Here is an 18,570-nt window from a genome sequence, read left to right as displayed (position 1 = left end):
ATGTGTGGAATTACAGGCTGGGTGGACTACACCCGTGACCTTGGCCAAGCGGGCGCGGCCCTGGCGGCCATGACCGACACCCTGGCCCTGCGCGGGCCGGATGCCGCCGGCGCCTGGCAGCACCGCCATGCGCTGCTGGGCCATCGCCGCCTGGCGATCATCGACCTGGCCGGCGGCGTGCAGCCGATGACATTCCGTTGCCCTGGCGGCGAGGAGGTGACGCTGGTGTACACCGGCGAAGTCTACAACCACGATGCCCTGCGCGAGCGCCTGCGCCAGGCCGGGCATGCGTTTCAAACCCGCAGCGACACCGAAGTGGTGCTGCACGCCTACCTGGAATGGGGCGAGCAGTGCACCGAGCACTTGAGTGGCATGTTCGCCTTTGCCGTGTTCGATGGGCGCGACGGCCATTTCCTGATGGTGCGCGACCGCCTGGGGGTCAAGCCGCTGTACTACGCGCGCCATCAGCAGGGCTTGCTGTTCGGTTCGGAGATCAAGGCGATTCTGGCCCACCCGGAATTCACCCGGGCGCTGGACGTGGTCGGCCTGGTGGATGCCCTGAGCCTGTCGCGGGGCACCACGCGCACCGCCTTGCGCGGCATCAGCGAACTGCCGCCTGGGCACCGGTTGTCGTGGCGCCCCAGCGGCCTGCCGAAAGTCAGCCGTTACTGGCAACTGCAACGGCGCGCGCACCTGGACGACGAGGCCACGACCGTGGCGCGTACCCGCGAGCTGCTGGGCAACGCGCTGGGCGAGCAGCTGTACGCCGATGTGCCGGTGTGCGCCTTGCTGTCCGGCGGGCTGGATTCGACCATCCTCACCGCCATGGCCCAACAGCGGCTGCACGCGGAGCAGGGCGGCACGGTCAATTCCTTCTCGGTGGACTTCGTTGGCCAGGCCGAGCAGTTCCAGGCCGATGCGTTTCGCCCTGAGCGCGACCAGCCCTATGCGCTGGCGGCCGCCGACTACATTGGCAGCCGCCACCAGACCATCCTGATCGACAACCGCGAGCTGGTGGCGGACCCTGCGCGCCTGGCGGTGTACCGGGCCAATGACTCGGCCGCCACCTTCGGCGATGTCGATACCTCGCTGTACCTGCTGTTCAAGGCCATCCGCGCGCATTCAACGGTGGCCATTTCCGGCGAGGCGGCGGACGAGGTGTTCGGCGGCTACGCCTGGTTCCGTGACCCGCAGGCCATCGCCGCGCAGCGCTTCCCATGGTTGTCGCGCATGCAGCTGCTGCAGCCCGAGCTGATCAACCCTGAGTTCAACTGCCTGTACGATTTCGCCCAGCACCAGGACAACTGCTACCACCAGGCCCTGGACAGCGTCGAGCATCTGCCTGGCGACAGCCCGCAGGAGCGGCGCATGCGCGAGGTGAGCCACATGCACCTGCAGCGCTGGTTGCCGATTCTGCTCGACCGCAAGGACCGCCTGAGCATGGCCGCCAGCCTGGAAGTGCGGGTGCCGTTCACCGACCATGCGCTGGTGGAGTACGTGTACAACGTGCCCTGGGCGCTCAAGGGCAAGAACGGTGAGGAGAAGTGGCTGCTCAAGCAGGCCTGTGCCGACATCCTGCCCCCGGCAGTGCTGCAGCGGCGCAAGAGCCCGTACCCGACCTCGGCCAACCTTGCCTACGAGCAGTTCCTGCGCGAGCGTGCCCGACGGCTGCTGGCCGATGGCGCAAGCCCGGTGTTCCAGGTGATCGACCGCACCCGCCTGGCCGCGGAACTGCAACAGCCCGAGGGTTACTTCAATTCGCAGTTGCGGCGCAACAACCTGGAAACCGCCCTGGCGCTGGAGGCCTGGCTTGGGGAATACCGGCTAGCGCTGTAGCTCATGGGCTTCGTTACCATCCAGGATCACCGGGTTCTGGATGGTATCGGCAAAGCGCCGCGGCGCGCCGAGGTCAAGCATGGAAATGAAGCTGCCCAGGGCCGGCGATGCGTTCTGCAGGTTCCAGTTCATGTACAGCCCCATGGTTGGAGTGGGCTGGTCCTTGATGGGCCGGATCGGACGAAAGCGCACACGGTCGCGCAAAGTGGAATAGGCGATTGACTCCGGCACCAGGGCCACGCCGAAACCACAGGCCACCAGGCCGATCAGGGTGTGGATCTGCGCTGCTTCCTGGACCACCTTGGGGTAGAACCCGGCCGACTCGCACAGCGCGATCAGCTGGCTGTGGTAGCCGCTGCCCAGCGCTTGCGGGGTGAAGACGAAATCCTCCTCGGCAAAATCACGCAGGTCGACCACCTGCTGCTGCGCCCTGGGGTGGTTGCTTGGCAGGGCCATGACGATCTGTTCGTTGAGCAACAGGCGCGATTCGATGACATCGGGCGGCATCGGCAGCTTGCGCATGAAACCGATGTCCGCTTCGCCGGCCATCAGCGCCTTGGCCTGGGAGGCCGACGGCATTTCACGAATGGTTAGCCGCACGTTCGGGTAGATTTCGCGGAATTTCTTCAGGGTGTTGAGCAGCGATTCGTAGTAGGCGATGGAGATGGCGGTGATGGTCAGTTTGCCGCAGATACCTTCTGACACATTGCGAGCATACTCGATGCCTTGTTCCAGCTCCTTGAGCGTGCGGTAGGCGGTTTCCAGGAACGCCATGCCGGCCGCGGTGAGCTTGACCCCGCGCTTGTTGCGCAGGAACAGGCTGAAGCCCAGTTTTTCCTCAAGGCGGCTGATCGCCTGGCTCAGCGGTGGCTGGGCCATGTGCAGGCGAATGGCTGCCTTGTGGAAATGCAGCTCCTCGGCCACGGCGATGAACTGCCTGAGCAAACGTGTCTCGATCATTCTACTTTCCTTCATCGAGTCGAACGGGGGGCCAGAAAGCGGTCTCCGGCGGTCGACCCTGCAAGGCGGCCATCATAGTGCGTGGCTTCGCGGCGACAAAGCCTCTGTGCAAAGGTTCCCTTCGGGCAGGCCGGTGATGATCGCGGCGCATCGCGCAAGGCGCTGGGCCCGTGATATTCCAGAGATATCAAAGTTGCATGCTTTTAATATTAAGTCATTGATTTTTTTATTGTTATCGTAAAAAAGGAGAATCGGAAGGGCCCTACAATGCCAACTACAGACCCATTCAAGGGCAAAGTCGCGATCGTCACCGGAGCCGCCCAAGGCCTCGGCCTGGATTACGCGATGGCCTTGGCCGAACGCGGCGCACACGTGGTGATCAGCGACCTTGGCACTGACCGTGCCGGCGAAGGGCAAGACCCGAGCGCCGCAAGAACCGCCCTGCAAACCATGCAGGCACTGGGATACAGCGTGGTCGCCCATACCGGCCAACTGGAAAACGAAGACGGCTGCCGCCAACTGGTGGAGCTGGCCGTTGAGCAGTTCGGTGCGCTGGACATCCTCATTCACAACGCCGGTTGGGTCGATTACCAGGGCATCGAAAGCCAGGAGCAGGCGTTTCTCGACCGCGCCCTGGGTATCAGCGTGCATGCCCCGGTGTGGCTGGCCAAGCACGCCTGGAAGTACCTCAAGCAATCGGCTGCCGCACGCATCGTGCTGACCACCTCGGACCGCGCCATGTACCAGCGCTATGCCCAGCCCGGCCTGGTGGCCTATTCGGCAGGCAAGATGGCCCAGGTCGGCATCATGAACGCCCTGAGCATGGAAGGCCTGGAACACGGCATCCTGGTCAACGCCATCTCGCCGGTGGCCAAGACCCGCATGTGGGGTGTGACCCAGCCACCGGAAGAACTCAAGCCCGAGTGGGTCACCCCGGGCGTGCTGTACCTGGCCAGCGCACTGTGCCGTGATACCGGCTACATCCTACGCGCCAGCAATGGCCAGTTCACCGCCACGCGCTTCAGCGAGAACAGCGGCGTCAGCTACCCGCGCGACCTGGCCCGGGTCGAAGCCTCCAGCCTGGCCGAAGTGGCCGAGCGCTGGAGCCGTATCAAGGAGTGCAGCTACGTGCCGGTAAAGGTCGCCAACACCCGCACCGACCTGGGCGAGAGCCCGGTGTGGGAGGCCCGCAGCGGCGCCCTGTATTTCGTCGATATCACCGGTGGCCGCATTCACCGGCTGCTGCCCGATGGCGAGGTGGAGCGGGTGTACGAATCGGCAGCGCGCATCGGTGCGCTGGCACTGACTGACCACGGCAACCTGATTTTCACCGAGGACGCCAGTGTGGCCATCCTCGATGTGGGGCCGGGCAAGGTGCGCCAGTATTCGATGCCGGTGCATCACCGCTCCAGCTTCCGTTTCAACGACGGAGCCTGCGACCCCCAGGGCCGTTTCGTCACTGGCCTGATGGACGAGGGGCCGAGCGGCAAGACCGGCGGGCTGTTCCGCTTCGATGCCGAACTTCATGACGAGGTGATTCACGATGGCCTGGCACTGCCCAATGGCCTGACCTGGTCAGCCGATGGCAAGACGGTGTTTTTCGTCGACTCGGTCGAGCGCGCCATCTACCGCGCCGAGTACCTGGAAGAAGGGCGCCTGGAGGAGGCCACCCTGTTTGCCGAAACGCCGGCTGAACTGGGCCGCCCGGACGGCATTGCCCTGGACCGCGAGGGTGGGCTGTGGGTGTGCCAGTTCAATGGCAGCTGCCTGCTGCGCTATGACCGTGACGGGCACCTGACCGACCAGGTGGTGATGCCCGTACCGCGCCCCACCAGTTGCTGCTTTGGCGGCGCGAACCTCGACACGCTGTACATCACCACGGCGCGCGTCGGCATGAGCCCGACCGAACTGCGGCACTTCCCGGATGCCGGCGACCTGTACAGCATCCGCCCGGAAGTGGGTGGCATCGCCCGGCACACCTTCACGGAATGAGGTGTTGCCCTGGGCTGGCCGGTAACACGGCCAGCTCGCCGAAGCGCTGCGCCGCATCGATGTAGCGCAGCGCCGACTTGGCGTCCTTCCAGCCCACATAGCTCATCAGCGATTTCAATTCCCAGCCGTTGGCCGTGGCCCAGGTGGCGAAGCCGCGGCGCAGGGAGTGGCCGGTGTACAGCGCCGCTGGCACGCCTGCGCGTTCGAGCATGCGCCGCAACAGGCCAACCAGGCTGTTGCTGTTGAGCGGCGTGTCGCTGAGGTTGCCCCAGCGGTCGAGTTTGCGAAACACCGGGCCGTGGGCGATGCCGGCGACTTCTATCCATTGCAGGTAGGCCGTGACCGGGCACAGGGCCTTCAGCGCCGGGGTGCGGTGCTGCACGCCGATGGCTTCCCGGTCCCCTTTGCTGCGCGGCAGGAACAGGCTGATGCCAACGCCGGCCTCGGCCTGGATGTGCTCCACGCGCAGACGCGCCAGTTCGTCGCCGCGAAAGCCCCGCCAGAACCCCAGCAGCAACAGCGCGGCATCGCGCCGGGCACGGCGCAGGGCGGGCAGGTCATGCTGTTCACGGGCCTGGTGCGCTTCGTGGTCGAAATGCTCGATGGCCGCTTGCAGGTGTTGCAGCAACAGTGGTGCTGCTTGTTTCGGTGGGGTCGGGTGCAGGGTGCGGATACCGCGCAGCACCTGGCGCACCAACGGCGCCTTGGTGGGGTCGGGGAAGCCTTGGCTGACATGCCACTGGCTCAGTGCCGCCAGGCGTTGGCGCAGGGTACTGACGGCGTGCTGCTCGGCGTGGTCGGCCAGGTAGCGGGCGATGCTGTCGGCGGTGGCCGGCAGGAACCCGCCCCAGTGGCTTTCGAAATGCTCGATGGCGGCCTGGTAGCTGCGCCGGGTGTTGTCACGGGTAGCGGCGCGGACGTAGCGCTCGATGTCGGTCATGGTGGTGGTGCCAGGTGCTGATAGCGATACCATACCCGTTAGTGCCTGGCCTGTCCTGGCCCTATCGCGAGCTGCGCTCGTTTCCCTGGGAATCTGATTTTGTAGGAGCGGGCTTGCCCCGCGAAGCAGATACCGCGGTGCATGGCACCGGCTTTGCCGGTGTTCGCGGGGCAAGCCCGCTCCTACAGCGGTATCGTGGCGCACACAACCTCTAGCGAGGTATTGAGGCGTCCATCATGCGCCGCAACGGCGCATATTCGGCCTGGGTCACTGGCACCAGGCCGCTGGCATCTTGGGAGGCGACAAACGCCGCCAGTGCCTTGGGGTCTTCCAGCATCGCTGCACGAATACGCTGTTTCACCGCTGGGCACAGGCTGGCACTGAACACATAGGGGTCGTAGTAAATAGGTTGCGAGCGCCACTGTACCTTGAGCGCGCTGGGTGCCAGGTGATGCTTGAGCAGGTAGGCATCAGCCCGCTCGCTGGCAACGAATGCCGCCTCCACGCGCCCATCGAGCAACGCTTCCAGCGCCTTGTCATGGGTGCCGGCATACACCAGCGAGGCGAAAAAGCGGGCCAACGGCGCGCCCACTTGGGCCGGGAACTCGGCACTGGGCACCAGGCTGCCCGACGTGCTGGCCGGGTCGCTCAAGGCTACCCGCTTGCCGCGCAAGGCTTCGATATCGTCGGGGCCATCGCCCCGGGTCAGTAGCAGCGCCTGGTAATGGCTGCCCGCAGGTGTAAAAGGCCCGGCGCTGAGGGTAAAGGTGGCGAAGGGCTCGATGCGTGGGTCGCGGCGCTGGGCCAGCACATAGGACGCCGGCCCCAGGCGGGCGATGTCGGCGCCTCCGGAAACGATGGCATCCACCACACTTTCATAGGACGCGGCAATCACCAGCTCCACTGGCACCCCAGCGGCCAGGCTCAGGCGCTGCAGCAGCGGTTGGTGTTCACGCACCATCTCCTCGGTGCCCTTGATCGGGATGACTGCCAGGCGCAGGCTGCGCACCGTGCAGTCGGCCATCGCGGCGTTGGCCAGCAGACTGGCCAGCAGCAGCCCCGCCAAAGTCTTCAGAGTGCGCATGGTTTTTCCTCGATGCCATTGAAGGGCGGGTACTCCAGCAACTGCGCCGGCGACAGGGGCCGGCTGAAGTGGTAGCCCTGGGCAATGTCGCAACCGGCAAGCTTCAGGCACACCACCTGCTCGCGGGTTTCGACCCCCTCGGCCACCACCTCCAACCCCAGGCGCTTGGCCAGGATGATGGTCGAGGAAACGATCGGGCTGTCGTCATAGCTGTTGGACAACGGCGCGATCAGCGAGCGGTCGATCTTCAGCTTGCTCAGCGGCAGCGATTGCAGGTGGGCAAAGCCTGCATAGCCACGGCCGAAGTCGTCCAGGCTGATGCCGATGCCAGCTGCGCGCAGCCGATGCAGGTGGTCGACCGCGGTGCCTTCGGGGTCCAGGATGGTGGTTTCGGTGATTTCCAGTTCCAGGCGCTGCGGAACAATGCCGTACAACTGCAGCTTGGCCAGCAGGCGAGTACTGAAATCGGCCTGGCGCAACTGCAGCGCCGACACATTCACCGCCAGGCGTGCATCGCGGCCCTGGGTGTCCCAGCGGGCCAGCTCTTCGCAGGCCAGGCGCAGCACTTCCCAGCCCAGTTCGATGATGAAACCGCTGCGCTCGGCCAGGCCAATGAAGCGGTCAGGGTAGAGCAGGCCAAACTCCGGGTGGTCCCAGCGCACCAACGCTTCGTAGCCAAGCACGCGCTGGGTGTCGAGGCGGATTTGCGGTTGGTAGTGCAGCACGAACTGGCGTTCGGCCAGGGCCGTGCCGAACGCCTGCTCAAGGGTGAACGACTGGATATCGGCCAGGTTCAGCGATGGGTCGAAAAAGCGGTACTGGGCGCGGCCGGCTTGCTTGGCCGAATACATGGCGGCGTCGGCGCTGCGGATCAGGCTGTCGATGTCCTGGCCGTCGCGCGGGCAGATACTGACACCGACGCTGGGGCTGGTGTTGACCTCCTGGCCATCGAGGGCATAGGTGGCGGAGAGTTTCTGCACCAGGCCGCGCACCCAGCTGTTGATCTGTTCTTCGCTGCGTTCCCCGGCCAGCAATACGACGAACTCGTCACCACCAAAGCGCGAGGCTTCATCGCCGGGTTCGAGCAGGCGCTGGATGCGGCCGGCCACGGCCTGCAGCAGCAGGTCGCCGATCTTGTGCCCGAGCGAATCGTTGATCGACTTGAAGCGGTCCATGTCGATGAACAGAATGGCCATCAGCCGGCGCTTGCCGCGCTGGCGGGTGAGCGCCTGCTCGGCGACTTCGACGAACTGGCGGCGGTTGTGCAGGCCGCTGAGGTGGTCGGTGGCGGCGGCGTGGCTGCTGCGCCGGTGTTCGTCTTCAAGGCGGCCGATCAGTTGCTGATTGACCTGCTGCGCGTGCTCCAGCGCATCGAAGGCTTCCTGGCGCTTGCGCAACAGGCGCAGGGTCCAGGCGAGGCTGGCGAGGATCATCAGGGTCATGCTCAGGTTGAGCCAGAACTGGCGCGAATAGGCGAGCACGGAGGAGGCGAGGATTTCATCGTAACGCTGGCTGACCACCACACTGAAGCCCCGTTCGGCCACGCGCCGGTACAGGCTCTGGTAGGGGTCGCCGGCGGCATACTGGGTCAGCTGGCCGGCATTGCTGTCGGCCTCGGTGAGGTCTGGCTCGATGCTGTCACCGGCGACCACTACGCCGCTGGCGTTGATGCGCAGGCGCTCCTGACCGTCGTCCTGCAGCAGGCGCACCATGCCGCTGTCGCCCAGGTCGATGTGCTGGAACAACACCGCCAGGTAGCCCACGTCCAACTGCACCACCAGGATGTTGTCGATCTCGCGCCCGGGCAGGTCGGTCAATGGCAACAGGAACGGCAGGCGCCAATTAGGCATCGCGCCCGGGGCCGTGTCGGCAGGCACGCGCGGCAGGAAGGGCTTGAAGCCGTAATGGGCGACGTGCACTTTCAATTGCTGCAGCCAATCGGCAGGCAACTGGGCGGCCTCATCGCCATGGCTGGACGACAGCAACCGGCCGTGCCGGTCATACAGGCTCATGCGCTTGAAGACCGGGTCTTCGGCCAACAGGCGCGCCAGGCTCAGGCTGCCCTGGCGCAGGGCCTTCATGTCGTCCTGGGTAACCCGGCCTACGGCCTGGGCGCGGTCCACCAATTGGCGCAGGCTTTCGGCGACAATGCTGGCCAGGTTCAGGTGCTCGGCGGCCTTGGCCGTGAGCGCATCCTGGCGCGACGCGGCCTTCTGGGTCAGGTGCAGGCCCCACAGGAAGGTCAGGGTGGCGGCACACAGCATCAAGATCAACAGGCGCAAAAGGCCTGCGGAAGAGAGAGAACGGCGGATCACTGCTGGTATTCCCGACCGTGGGTGATGGCGTTGAAAATACGACAGAAAGATGACAGCCTAATGACTGGTGGCGATTTGCCTCTAAGGTTTTCCCCGGTCCGCCAGGGGCGCCTGGATGCGCGTTGTCTCTTCATCCAGATAGCTCAACAACGCCGCGACTTCCTCGTCGCCCAGGCGCATGTTGGGCATGGCCAGGCGGTTGTACTGCTCATAGAGCAGGTGGGCCAGCGGGTCGTTTTCGGCCAGCATCTGGTCTGGCTCCTTGAGCCAGCGCGTCAGCCAGCGGGCATCACGCTGGCGGGTGACGCCCAGCAGGTCAGGGCCGATGCCACGTTCGTTGCTACCCACCGAATGGCAGGACGAGCAGCGGGTACGGAAAATTTGTTCGCCGCTGCTGGGCGGGCGAATGTCCGGCGCTTGGGCGTAGTCGTTGGCCATGGCGCTGGCCTGCTTCCAGTTGTGCAGGCTATTGCCCAGGCGGTCGGCCAATATGTAGGGGCTTTCGAAAGGCGAGGCTTTCATCCAGCGGCCGGTGGCCTGGTTGCCGATGATCAGGCTCAGGTTGTGGTCCTTGGAGCGGCCGTTTTCCAGGCCCTCGATGTACAGCCCCAGGCGCCGGCGCAACTGCTCGATGTCGTCTGGCTCACCGGTGAGCAAGGTCCAGCCTGGGCCGATGCCGAACTTCTCGGCATAGCGCTTGAGGGTGGCGGGGGTGTCGTTGTACGGGTCGATGCTGATGGAATAGAGGAAGATGTCCTTGCCGACCCGGTCACCAAGAATTTTCTGCACCTGGCGCAGGCGCGCGGTTTCCACCGGGCAGGAATCGGAGCAGCCGGTGAAGATGAAGTTGATGGCGACTACCTTGTCCTTTATCAGGTCGTCGAAGAAGTGCACCTGCTGGCCATCCTGGGTGACCAGCGGGGTGTTTGGGAAGTAGTCGGCGCCCCAGGGCGTGCTGGCTTCCCGGGCGGGTGCTTGGGTGGTCGGCCAGTAATGCAAGCCGGCGGCGAACAGCAAGATTGCGAGCAGAACACGCCATGACCCAGCCATGTTGTTTACCCTCGAACAGAAGTTACTGCATACGCCGATCGTTGTAGGAGCGGGCTTGCCCCGCGAACACCGGCGAAGCCGGTGCCAGGCACCGCGTCGCCTCCTTCGCGGGGCAAGCCCGCTCCTACAGGGATACCCGATACATCCCCACGTTTACTTCACGCTGATCGGCACCGTCACGCTTTGCCCCAGGGCCGAGCGCACGGTCACCGTTGCCGGTGAAGCCGGGCCACTGCCGGTGGTGGTCACCGACAGCCGCCAGCGCGCCCCACTGGTGGCCGCACTCAAGGTGGCCGTACCCAGGTTCAGCGGCCCGCTGGTGGTGGCGGCGGTGACCGTGATGCTGTTGCCGTTGGCCACCGAGGTGGTGCCGGACAGGTCCCAGGTGTTGCGGTTGCCGCTGCGCACCTGCACGGTGGCGCTGCTGACCTGGATGTCGTCCATGGCCACGGTCTGGCTGACCGCGATGTTCACCGTGGCCGGATTCAGCGACTCGGCGCCCTTGGCATCGCGCGCGGTGTAGTTGAAGCTGGCGGTGAACGGCGTATCGACGGTGGCCGGTGGCGTGTAGGTGACGCTGGTGCCGTCGGTGCTGACCGAGCCTTGGCCGGAGTCGGGTTGGCTCAGGCCCTTGACGGTCAACGGCAGGTTGCCCTCGGGGTCGGTGTCGTTGGCCAGCACGTTGAGCGTGATCGGCTTGCCGGCAGTGGTGGCGGCGCTGTCGTTGTTGGCCACAGGCGGTTTGTTGGCCGGGTCTTGCCCGCTGTTGCTGCTGGCGGTGCGGAAGGTCGGCAGGCCTACCGACGCCATGTACTCCACGCCATCCCAACCCGGCAGCGGGGTTGGCATCACCTGGAACTGCCCGGGGTGCTCGATGTCCCAGCGCAGCAGCATCGAGGAGTCCTCATGCTGGGTGTTGTGGCAGTGTTCCATGTAGGTGCCGGCGAACTCACGGAAACGGATGGCCATTTCCACTTCCTGGGAAGAGTCGGCGTCCGGGCCAATGCGGTAGACGTCCTTGCGCGCCCATTTTTCCCATTCCGGCGGTGCCTTGCCGTCCCGGCTGAGAATCACGCCTTCCTCGAAGTGCACATGCACCGGGTGGCTCCAGCCGTTGCCGCCGTTGCGGATTTTCCACACTTCCAGGGTGCCGTCGCCGCTGAAGCCGCCTTGAGTCGCTTCGCTGGCCAGCTGCGGCGCCGCGCTGATGCGGCGTGGGTCCATGCTGTAGCCGAAACCGCCGTCGGTCTTGATGGTCCAGGGGGTGCTGTCGGTGCCATCGGAGCGGCCGAAGACGAACTCACGGTGGCGGGCCTTGTTGATTTTGTCCTTGTCGGTGGCGGCGGTGCGGTCGATGGTCAGCGGGATCATCTTCAGGCCTTCGGCCTTGCCAGGCTTGGCAGGCTCGTAGGCGCTCGGGTCCATGCTCACGTCCTGGCCGCTGTAGGGCTGAACGATCAGTTGCATGAACTTGCCGACCACCGGGTCGCCCTTGTCCCACTCAGGCCCCTTGCTGGTCTGCTTGATCACGGCCTTGTACTTTTCCGACAGCACATCGGCCAGGGAAATGACCTGTTTCGGGCCTTTGCCAGTGTCGTGTTCCATGACGTTGACGAAGTACAGCTTGTCACCGACCTTGATGCCGTTCTTGGCGAAGTTGATGATGATGTCGTAGCGCTCGGCGATGCCCTGCAGCGGCAGGATACCGTTGTTGTCCTGCAGGTCGCCGTCGCCGTTGAGGTCCAGGGTGCCATCGAACGGCACGGCGTGTTCCATGATGTTGCCGTCGTTGGCGATCATGTGGAACGGCACCCGCGCGTAGGAAACGTTCGAGCCGGACGGCCCCTTGAATTCACCACCGTTGCCGGCGATTTCCCGGACCACGGCAATCTTGAAGTAACGCGACACCGAGCCATTGAGGATTCGGAAACGGTAGCTGCGTGCGCGAACCTTGAGCTTGGGCTGGTACTGCCAGTTGACCAGCACCTGGTCACCGAGGAAGCCATCGGTGTTGAACGGGTTGAACCACAGCTGCCCATTCTGATCCCAGGCCTTGTCGGCCACCACCAGGTTGACGTCGTAGTCGCGGTTGCCCCAGGCCATCCCCGAGCCGCTGGGCAAGCGCAGGTTCACGCCGTCCTGCAGGGCTTCGTTGCCGCGGTCGATGGCGCTGTAGTAGTTCATCATCACGGCGTTGCCTTTGTAGACGTTCTGCGCCGTGAAATCCATCATGTGGTCGTGGAACCAGTGGGTGCTCATGGTTTCGTGCCAGTCACCGCGAATCTTGATGCTGCCGTTGTCGCAGGTTTTCAGCCCTGGGTTGGCGTCGTTGACGAACAGGGTTTCACCGGGCGAGCAGGGGAAGGCGGCGCGAGGGTCTTCGGCACGGGTGTTGATGGTGTCGTAGCCAGCCAACTGGACCGGCCAGCGGTAGTCGTAATACTGGCCAGGGAAGAAGTAGGCGTTGGCGAAGCCATCGCTTTCGGCCGGGGAATGGCCGTTGTGCTCGTGGGTGGAAATGGTGTGCAAGCCGAAGCCTGCGTTGGCTGCCGGGTCGATCGGCAGCGCGTTGTAATGGCGCATCAGTACTGGCTGGCCGTAGCGCACCATCAGCAGCTTCACCGGGAAGGTGCCGTCGAAGGTCCACAGCGACTTGTGGTTCTGCAGCGGCATGTTCGGGTGGAAGCGGGTGTCGATGCCCTTGGTGGTGCCCAGCGTGGTGGGAATGTCCGAGGTTTGGTAATACAGGCCGCCTGGGCCGAACTCACCCACGGCGTAGTTGTGCAACTGCTTGCGGTCGCGCAAGCCCTGGTTGATGCGGGCGCCGGCCTGCGCGGTCTTGAAGGCGGCCTGGGGGTAGAACTCGTTCCAGCGTTGGTGCGCCCAGCCTTTTCCTGGTGGCCGGCCTTCGGCAGGCGAACCCACCGAGTTGCGGTTCAGGAACAGCTCGATCTGCGCCTTCCACGGGTTGCGGTCCAGGGTGTTGGCGTAGGGCGTGGGGAACGGGTACAGCCCCGGTTGCTTGAGGAAAGCTTCCAGCGCGTTGCCGTTGGGGCTGCTGCGGGCAACCACGTCCGGGTCCTGTGCGGGGGCCGCGCCCAGGGTGGGCGGCGGGAAGGCCAGGGCGGGTGGCGGCAGCGTTGGGTCGAGTTTTTCCGGGCCGAACTCTTCGAACAGCAGCAACTGTTGGGTGAAGGGTTGCGCACCGAACAGCGGGCTTGGCTTGCCATTGGTGGGGTAGTTGCGCGACGTCTGCAGCGACGGCGGCAGCACGTTGTCGACCCGGTTGGTCGAACGGTCGCCGTACACGCCGTCCTTGAGTTCCAGCGACCCTTCGTTGGCTTCGGGCAGGTTGAACAGGTTCAACAGGGCCGGACCAGGGTCCGCTGGCTGGTCATCGAAATGCGAAGGGTCCGTCGGCGATGGCGGGCTGACGTCATCGAGGGATGAGGCGCCGGCCGTCAGCAGCCCGAAGCTGAGCATCAGCGCGGTTACCGCCGAGAGTTGGAATGCAGGTCGTTTGGAGTGAATCATGGCAGGTGTTTTCATTGCCTGGTGCCTCGCTCGCGGCTAAATAGCTATGAGCCATCAATGGCCTCTGGACAAAGGGGCCGGAGCAACAGTTGTGCCAACAACTATTTCAGTAATGCTTTGTCAAACAAAACCTTGGAATTCCTGATGCGCGCTAAAGAACGGGGTGTCAAGCAATGGGGACTTTTCCCCGCAAGCGGGTCAACGATGGCCCAGGAACGGTGATGCAGCAGGTGACAACGGCGGTTCAGGCCTGTATACCTGTTGCCACCAAGGGGAGCCCGGCAACGGGCTGAGAAACCGCTGGCAACTGCAGCGCGGTGACCCTTCGAACCTGATCCGGATCATGCCGGCGAAGGGATGGGACTGCCGACCTGCCTTTTTGCCGGCCTCATTGCGAGGCCGCTCCATGCCCAGCTGCAACGGTCTCGCTGCCACCTTGTACAGGACAGCACCATGACCGAACGCTTCAGCCAAACCCTGCGCCAGCAGAACCTGCCGACCTGGTCCGCCGCCGTCGGCCACCGCTTCGTGAACGAGCTGTGCGCGGGCACCATCGCCGACCCGGTCATGGTGCGTTACCTGGTTCAGGACCACCGTTTCCTCGACAGCTTCCTGACCCTGCTCGGCGCCGCCATCGCTACCGCCGACACCTTCGAGGCACGCCTGCGTTTCGGCCGTTTCGCCGGCATGATCAGCAGTGACGAGAACACCTATTTCCTGCGTGCCTTCGAAGCCCTCGACGTAAGCCCTGCGCAGCGCAGCGAGCCCGCCGACACCGCGCCTACTGCAGGTTTCAAGGCAATCATGCGCGAGGCTGCGGCCACCCGGTCCTATGCCGCGGCGCTGGCGGTGCTGAACGTCGCCGAAGGCCTGTACCTCGACTGGGCGGTGAAGGCGCCGAAACCCTACCCTGAGCATTTCCTGTACGCGGAGTGGATCACCCTGCACGACAACCCGGCCTTCAACGATTTCGTGGCCTTCCTGCAGGCTGAACTCGACCGCGTCGGCCCCCAGGAAGCGGCACTGGCCAGTGATTTCTACGCCCGTACCGTGGCGCTGGAACTGGCGTTCTTCGACGCCGTCTACGCCGAGGAGGCTTGAGCATGGATATCTTCGACCGCCTCAAGGCCGCTACCGCCGGGCAGTGGTCCAGCTACGTGGACCACGCCTTCGTCCGCCAGATGGGTGAGGGCACGCTGCCTGAAGCTGCGTTTCGCACGTACCTGGTTCAGGACTACCTGTTTCTGATCCAGTTCGCCCGCGCCTGGGCCCTGGCCGCCTACAAGAGCCGCCTGCCGGCCGACATCCGCGCCGCCCAGGCCGGGTTGGCGGCGATTCTCGACGAAACCGAACTGCACTTGCGCCTGTGCGCCCGCTGGGGCTTGTCCCAGGCAGACATCGAGGCTGCGCCGGAGCACCAGGCGACGGTGGCCTACACCCGTTATGTGCTCGACTGCGGCGCAGCGGGCGACCTGCTCGAACTGCATGCGGCGCTGGCACCTTGCGTGATCGGCTACGCGGAAATCGGCCGGGCATTGGCCCAGCAAATTGGCGACCTGAGCAGCCACCCGTACCGGGAATGGATTGGTGAATACGCGGGCGAGGGGTACCAAGGCGTGGCGGCGGCAGCACGCAAACACCTGGATGAACTGGCGGCGCGGAGCATGACCGAGCAGCGCTTCGTGGAGCTGGCGGGGGTCTTTGGCCAGGCTTCGCGGTTGGAAGCGGACTTCTGGCAAATGGGGCTGGACAGCCTGAACTGACGCCGCGTGGGGCGCCTTGGTTGAGCGGGCGCCTCAGTTCAAGGTGCTGCGGTTAGTGTGCCAGTAAGCGGAGCACAGGTAGCGAATGGCGACCTTGTCGGTGCTGGACAGCTCGCGGAACTGCTCCACCAGGCGGGCTTCCTCACGGGTCAGGTGGTGGCATTTCGGGAAGTAGCGTTGCTGCAGGGCGCTGAGTACTTGCAGGGTGCGATACAGGAAGGAATCTTGGTTCATGTAGGGCTCGCTTGAGTATCATGCAGGCCGCTGGATGCGGGCTTTGTAGACGTTTTACTGGCTGACGGCGGCGGGGGCAAGGCATGGTGATGGCCATGTACAATTTTGCTGATTCAGGGCAAGGAAATCGCAGGTTTTGCTGTCGGTTTATTGCCCTGAGTGGCAGCGATTGATCTGGGGCTGGTAGGTCAGTCGATCAGCCAGCCGTGCTCGCCTTCGGTGATGGTTCCGCCGTGGCTGGTTTGGCTGCCTTCAATGGCAGCGGGCTGGCCTTCGATGATGGTGCAGGCAGCGCCGGTTTCGATTACAGCACCGCAACTGATCCGGTCGCCGACACGGGCGATGGGCCTGCCGTCGACGAAGGCTGCGCTGGCGCCGGTTTCGACCTTGCCCTCACCATGGAGTGGGCAGCTATGGCGATGGCCTACGAGTGCGATGGGGGTCATTTGCGTTTCCTCTGGGTGGTTTGTGCGGGGGCGGTTTCGAATGCCTCTGGTGGAGGCGGTGCTGCGCGGACGTTGAATAGGCGGCAGATGACGTACCAGCAGATGGCCAGGGACAGGTTGTAGGGGAAGAGCACGGCCCAGAAAGGCAGTTGCCAGTTTTTCTTGCCTTGCAGTTCTCCGGGTTCACCGGTTCGCCAAGGGGCGTAGTGGCGCCAGGCTTGGGCTGGGGTCAGGCAGATGGCGTGCAGGGGGATGTGCCACCAGTTGGGTTCGCCTGGTGGGGGAAGTTTGTTGGGGCCGTGATCCATGAAATGGCGCAGGTATTCCCAAACTTCGGCGACGTATTTTACGTCTGGCTCGGTGGGTTCGTTGCTGTCGATCCAGAGGCATTCTTTCAATTGCAAACCACCCTGTGCTCCGCAGGGACCGAATGCCAGGGCATACTGGGTGCTGAAAGATACGCCACCAAACTCGGTGCGTTTGAATAGACCGCCTCTGACAGTGTCCCAGTCGAAAGATATGAGCGTTCTGTTTCGCCGATAGTGGATTTTTTTTGAAGTGCGATTCAAGTAGAAGGCTGATAAGTTTTTTATGAGATATATTCTGTAGGCGAGGAAGGGCGTGAACAGGAAAGGTAATAGGGTGTCGAGGATAAGTAACTCCCTGTCTCGACTTAGTGTTTGCTCAAGGCCGGCGTGGAAGAATTCCGAGTAGATGGATAGTATTAATGCAGCGGACATGGCAGTGTAAAGCTTGCCCATAAATACAGAGTCTATCACCCACGGGTTGTGCAATTCCAAGGCTGTAGGCGAAATGCTTGTTACTTGGCCCCCTATGCGGGGTGCAGCGGCAGTATTTTGAGCGGGATTAAAAAGCCAGACTACTGACATTGCTTACCTCTCAAGCTTGAATGTGATAGTTGAGTGAGCTCGGTCGTAGAGGCCTTGATTTGGAGAGTATTTGATGAAAAGGCTTGCCGAATTTCCGTGCATTATTTCAATTTTGAAGTTGAGTACGAGTCCGAGCGCCGTAATATAACAGTCGGGGCTGAAGGGTGTTTCAATGGCGTGTTGGTCTCTATCGCAAATGCTGAGGGATCCAAACCATTCACTTTCTCCAACAATGAACTCCTTTAGCAGTACAGTGAACTCTGCACTCGGCTTTGGAGGGCGGGCGTCTGTATGGGCTAAAGTGACCCAGAGTGCTGGGGACCACGCGTTATTCTGTTTCCACTCGCTGGACAAACTGCCGAGTTGTAAGGCCTTGGCTTGCTCGGTTTCCAGGAGTACTGGTTGGTAGTATGAGGTTTGCCATTCAATGACCTCGTCTGTGACGGAAGGGAAGGCTGGTAGCTTCCCTGTTGGATCTAGGCTTATGTTGTCTCGTAATTCCCCATCATTAGATTTCGTTCCAAAAATACATCTTGCGGCCCACAGTTCAAGCGGTGTATGCAGTCTCTCACTTGCTTTGGCATGTAGGTGCACTCCTCCAGCTAAGATGGCGCCCCCAAGAAGTACTACCCCTGCAGCTGCCCAGCCAGCGAAGGGGATTGCACCGATAGACCCGGTAATTGCTAGGCTGCCCTCCAGAATAAGCACCGATCCTAAGGCAACAGTGATCCCGCCCCAGCGAGTATACTTTGACGCGATAGCGTCACCATTTTTTTCTTGGCGCTTTGACTTTTCACGATCAGCATATAATCCTAAAAGGATGGCGGGATATCCGGAAAGGCGTGCGAAAAGTTTGCTTTCGAGGAGTTTCGTGAAAGCATTTCCGAACGCCACTCCGGGCTGCGATGAACTCAGCCTGAACCGTAGAATGCTCTGCGTTGCGCGAGCACTTAACGCTGCCGCTGCCGCGGCGCCGATAACACCAAAGATCGACGCAGCAAACCCCAGGGTGTATTCCGGTGCATTGCTCTTCTGCAAACTGTTGTAAGCCGCTTTTAGTGCAATGACATTGAACCACAGCATCCCAACATTCAAACCTGTTCCCGTACCTGACGTTAGTAACCCCATCAACTTCGGCTTTACCCGCGCAGTCGTGGTCAGTTCCAGCGCCACCGTCCGGCTGCCCGTGATGCGCAGTGCCTTCATTTCCTCCACCTGCGCCATCCCGCTTTTCAGGTACTTATCGACCTCCTGGCTAAAGGGGTTTTCCCGGATCAGCGTATCGGTGACGGCGTACCGCGCCGCCAGCAGCCCCAACGCCTTCTCGGCATTGGCCTCGCTGGCGGCGGCCAGCACGTGCTGGCGCAGGCTGTTGCTGGCCGTCCAGCGGGCCTGCCCGTGCATGCGTTTGAGCACCACGGTAGTGACGGACTGGGCGGTGAGGTCGGTGATGTTGGCCAGGGCCGGGAATCGGCCGACCAGGCCTTCGATCACGTTGTCGCTGCCTCCGAGCAAGGTGCCGACCG

At 63.3% G+C, this 18,570-nt stretch carries 14 protein-coding genes and 1 riboswitch; of the genes, 4 read left to right on the top strand and 10 right to left on the bottom strand.

The features are described 5' to 3' along the window. Positions 1-1,836 (top strand): asparagine synthase (glutamine-hydrolyzing), encoded by a 1,836-nt coding sequence (asnB, locus tag F3J44_RS27285; RefSeq protein ID WP_167277570.1) that lies wholly within the window; start codon positions 1-3, stop codon positions 1,834-1,836. Here the strand turns inward: asnB and F3J44_RS27280 are convergent. Then, positions 1,825-2,796: a LysR family transcriptional regulator gene (locus tag F3J44_RS27280; RefSeq protein ID WP_167061245.1), complete on the bottom strand. Its 972-nt coding sequence runs from the start codon at positions 2,794-2,796 to the stop codon at positions 1,825-1,827. The two genes, asnB and F3J44_RS27280, sit on opposite strands and share 12 nt — an antisense overlap. A 267-nt stretch (positions 2,797-3,063) precedes the next feature. Here F3J44_RS27280 and F3J44_RS30005 point away from each other — a divergent pair, with 267 nt between their 5' ends. Continuing rightward, positions 3,064-4,788, top strand: a complete 1,725-nt coding sequence (locus F3J44_RS30005) for an SDR family NAD(P)-dependent oxidoreductase (RefSeq protein ID WP_167277569.1) — start codon at positions 3,064-3,066, stop codon at positions 4,786-4,788. Here F3J44_RS30005 and F3J44_RS27270 read toward each other — a convergent pair. The 5 genes from F3J44_RS27270 to F3J44_RS27250 form a co-directional block, all read right to left on the bottom strand. After that, positions 4,778-5,728 (bottom strand): site-specific integrase, encoded by a 951-nt coding sequence (locus F3J44_RS27270; RefSeq protein ID WP_167061292.1) that lies wholly within the window; start codon positions 5,726-5,728, stop codon positions 4,778-4,780. The genes F3J44_RS30005 and F3J44_RS27270 overlap by 11 nt on opposite strands. Before the next feature lie 211 nt (positions 5,729-5,939). After that, complete coding sequence (locus tag F3J44_RS27265) at positions 5,940-6,812, bottom strand: phosphate/phosphite/phosphonate ABC transporter substrate-binding protein (protein WP_167277567.1); 873 nt, start codon at positions 6,810-6,812, stop codon at positions 5,940-5,942. Next, positions 6,800-9,127 (bottom strand): EAL domain-containing protein, encoded by a 2,328-nt coding sequence (locus F3J44_RS30470; RefSeq protein ID WP_167061254.1) that lies wholly within the window; start codon positions 9,125-9,127, stop codon positions 6,800-6,802. Before F3J44_RS30470 ends, F3J44_RS27265 begins: the two co-directional genes overlap by 13 nt. An 81-nt stretch (positions 9,128-9,208) precedes the next feature. Then, a complete protein-coding gene (locus F3J44_RS27255; protein WP_167277565.1) occupies positions 9,209-10,177 on the bottom strand; it encodes an SCO family protein in 969 nt (322 codons plus the stop codon). A gap of 153 nt (positions 10,178-10,330) precedes the next feature. Beyond that, positions 10,331-13,726: an Ig-like domain-containing protein gene (locus tag F3J44_RS27250; RefSeq protein WP_167277564.1), complete on the bottom strand. Its 3,396-nt coding sequence runs from the start codon at positions 13,724-13,726 to the stop codon at positions 10,331-10,333. Positions 13,727-13,971: 245 nt separating this feature from the next. Further along, positions 13,972-14,086: riboswitch (TPP riboswitch) on the top strand. A 78-nt stretch (positions 14,087-14,164) separates the two neighbouring features. Here F3J44_RS27250 and F3J44_RS27245 point away from each other — a divergent pair. Continuing rightward, the gene (locus F3J44_RS27245) at positions 14,165-14,812 is read left to right on the top strand and encodes a TenA family protein (protein WP_167277558.1); all 648 of its coding nucleotides are present in this window, start codon (positions 14,165-14,167) and stop codon (positions 14,810-14,812) included. Positions 14,813-14,814: 2 nt separating this feature from the next. Continuing rightward, the gene (gene tenA / locus F3J44_RS27240; RefSeq protein ID WP_205300215.1) at positions 14,815-15,474 is read left to right on the top strand and encodes a thiaminase II; all 660 of its coding nucleotides are present in this window, start codon (positions 14,815-14,817) and stop codon (positions 15,472-15,474) included. A gap of 33 nt (positions 15,475-15,507) precedes the next feature. On the opposite strand, the gene F3J44_RS27235 is transcribed toward tenA, so the two are convergent. The 4 genes from F3J44_RS27235 to F3J44_RS27220 all read right to left on the bottom strand — a co-directional run. Further along, positions 15,508-15,708: a hypothetical protein gene (locus tag F3J44_RS27235; RefSeq protein WP_167277551.1), complete on the bottom strand. Its 201-nt coding sequence runs from the start codon at positions 15,706-15,708 to the stop codon at positions 15,508-15,510. Between the two features lie 188 nt (positions 15,709-15,896). Further along, positions 15,897-16,154 (bottom strand): PAAR domain-containing protein, encoded by a 258-nt coding sequence (locus F3J44_RS27230; protein WP_167277549.1) that lies wholly within the window; start codon positions 16,152-16,154, stop codon positions 15,897-15,899. Further along, positions 16,151-17,044, bottom strand: a complete 894-nt coding sequence (locus tag F3J44_RS27225; protein WP_167277548.1) for a DUF6708 domain-containing protein — start codon at positions 17,042-17,044, stop codon at positions 16,151-16,153. Before F3J44_RS27225 ends, F3J44_RS27230 begins: the two co-directional genes overlap by 4 nt. A 3-nt stretch (positions 17,045-17,047) precedes the next feature. Then, positions 17,048-18,570: hypothetical protein (locus F3J44_RS27220; protein WP_205300214.1), on the bottom strand; the 1,523-nt coding region annotated here is incomplete at its 5' end.

Origin of the sequence: Pantoea sp. Tr-811 (genome assembly GCF_011752535.1) — a bacterium.
Classification (GTDB): domain Bacteria; phylum Pseudomonadota; class Gammaproteobacteria; order Pseudomonadales; family Pseudomonadaceae; genus Aquipseudomonas.
Note: the sequence above shows the minus strand (reverse complement) of the source record. Positions and strands in the feature narration are given on the sequence as shown.

Coding starts and splice junctions, on each gene's coding strand:
- F3J44_RS27270 (WP_167061292.1), bottom strand. CDS start 5,728: ATGACCGACATCGAGCGCTACGTCCGCGCCGCTACCCGTGACAACACC.
- F3J44_RS27265 (WP_167277567.1), bottom strand. CDS start 6,812: ATGCGCACTCTGAAGACTTTGGCGGGGCTGCTGCTGGCCAGTCTGCTG.
- F3J44_RS27245 (WP_167277558.1), top strand. CDS start 14,165: ATGACCGAACGCTTCAGCCAAACCCTGCGCCAGCAGAACCTGCCGACC.
- F3J44_RS27235 (WP_167277551.1), bottom strand. CDS start 15,708: ATGAACCAAGATTCCTTCCTGTATCGCACCCTGCAAGTACTCAGCGCC.
- F3J44_RS27225 (WP_167277548.1), bottom strand. CDS start 17,044: ATGTCAGTAGTCTGGCTTTTTAATCCCGCTCAAAATACTGCCGCTGCA.
- F3J44_RS27255 (WP_167277565.1), bottom strand. CDS start 10,177: ATGGCTGGGTCATGGCGTGTTCTGCTCGCAATCTTGCTGTTCGCCGCC.
- F3J44_RS27230 (WP_167277549.1), bottom strand. CDS start 16,154: ATGACCCCCATCGCACTCGTAGGCCATCGCCATAGCTGCCCACTCCAT.
- asnB (WP_167277570.1), top strand. CDS start 1: ATGTGTGGAATTACAGGCTGGGTGGACTACACCCGTGACCTTGGCCAA.
- F3J44_RS27250 (WP_167277564.1), bottom strand. CDS start 13,726: ATGAAAACACCTGCCATGATTCACTCCAAACGACCTGCATTCCAACTC.
- F3J44_RS27280 (WP_167061245.1), bottom strand. CDS start 2,796: ATGATCGAGACACGTTTGCTCAGGCAGTTCATCGCCGTGGCCGAGGAG.
- tenA (WP_205300215.1), top strand. CDS start 14,815: ATGGATATCTTCGACCGCCTCAAGGCCGCTACCGCCGGGCAGTGGTCC.
- F3J44_RS30005 (WP_167277569.1), top strand. CDS start 3,064: ATGCCAACTACAGACCCATTCAAGGGCAAAGTCGCGATCGTCACCGGA.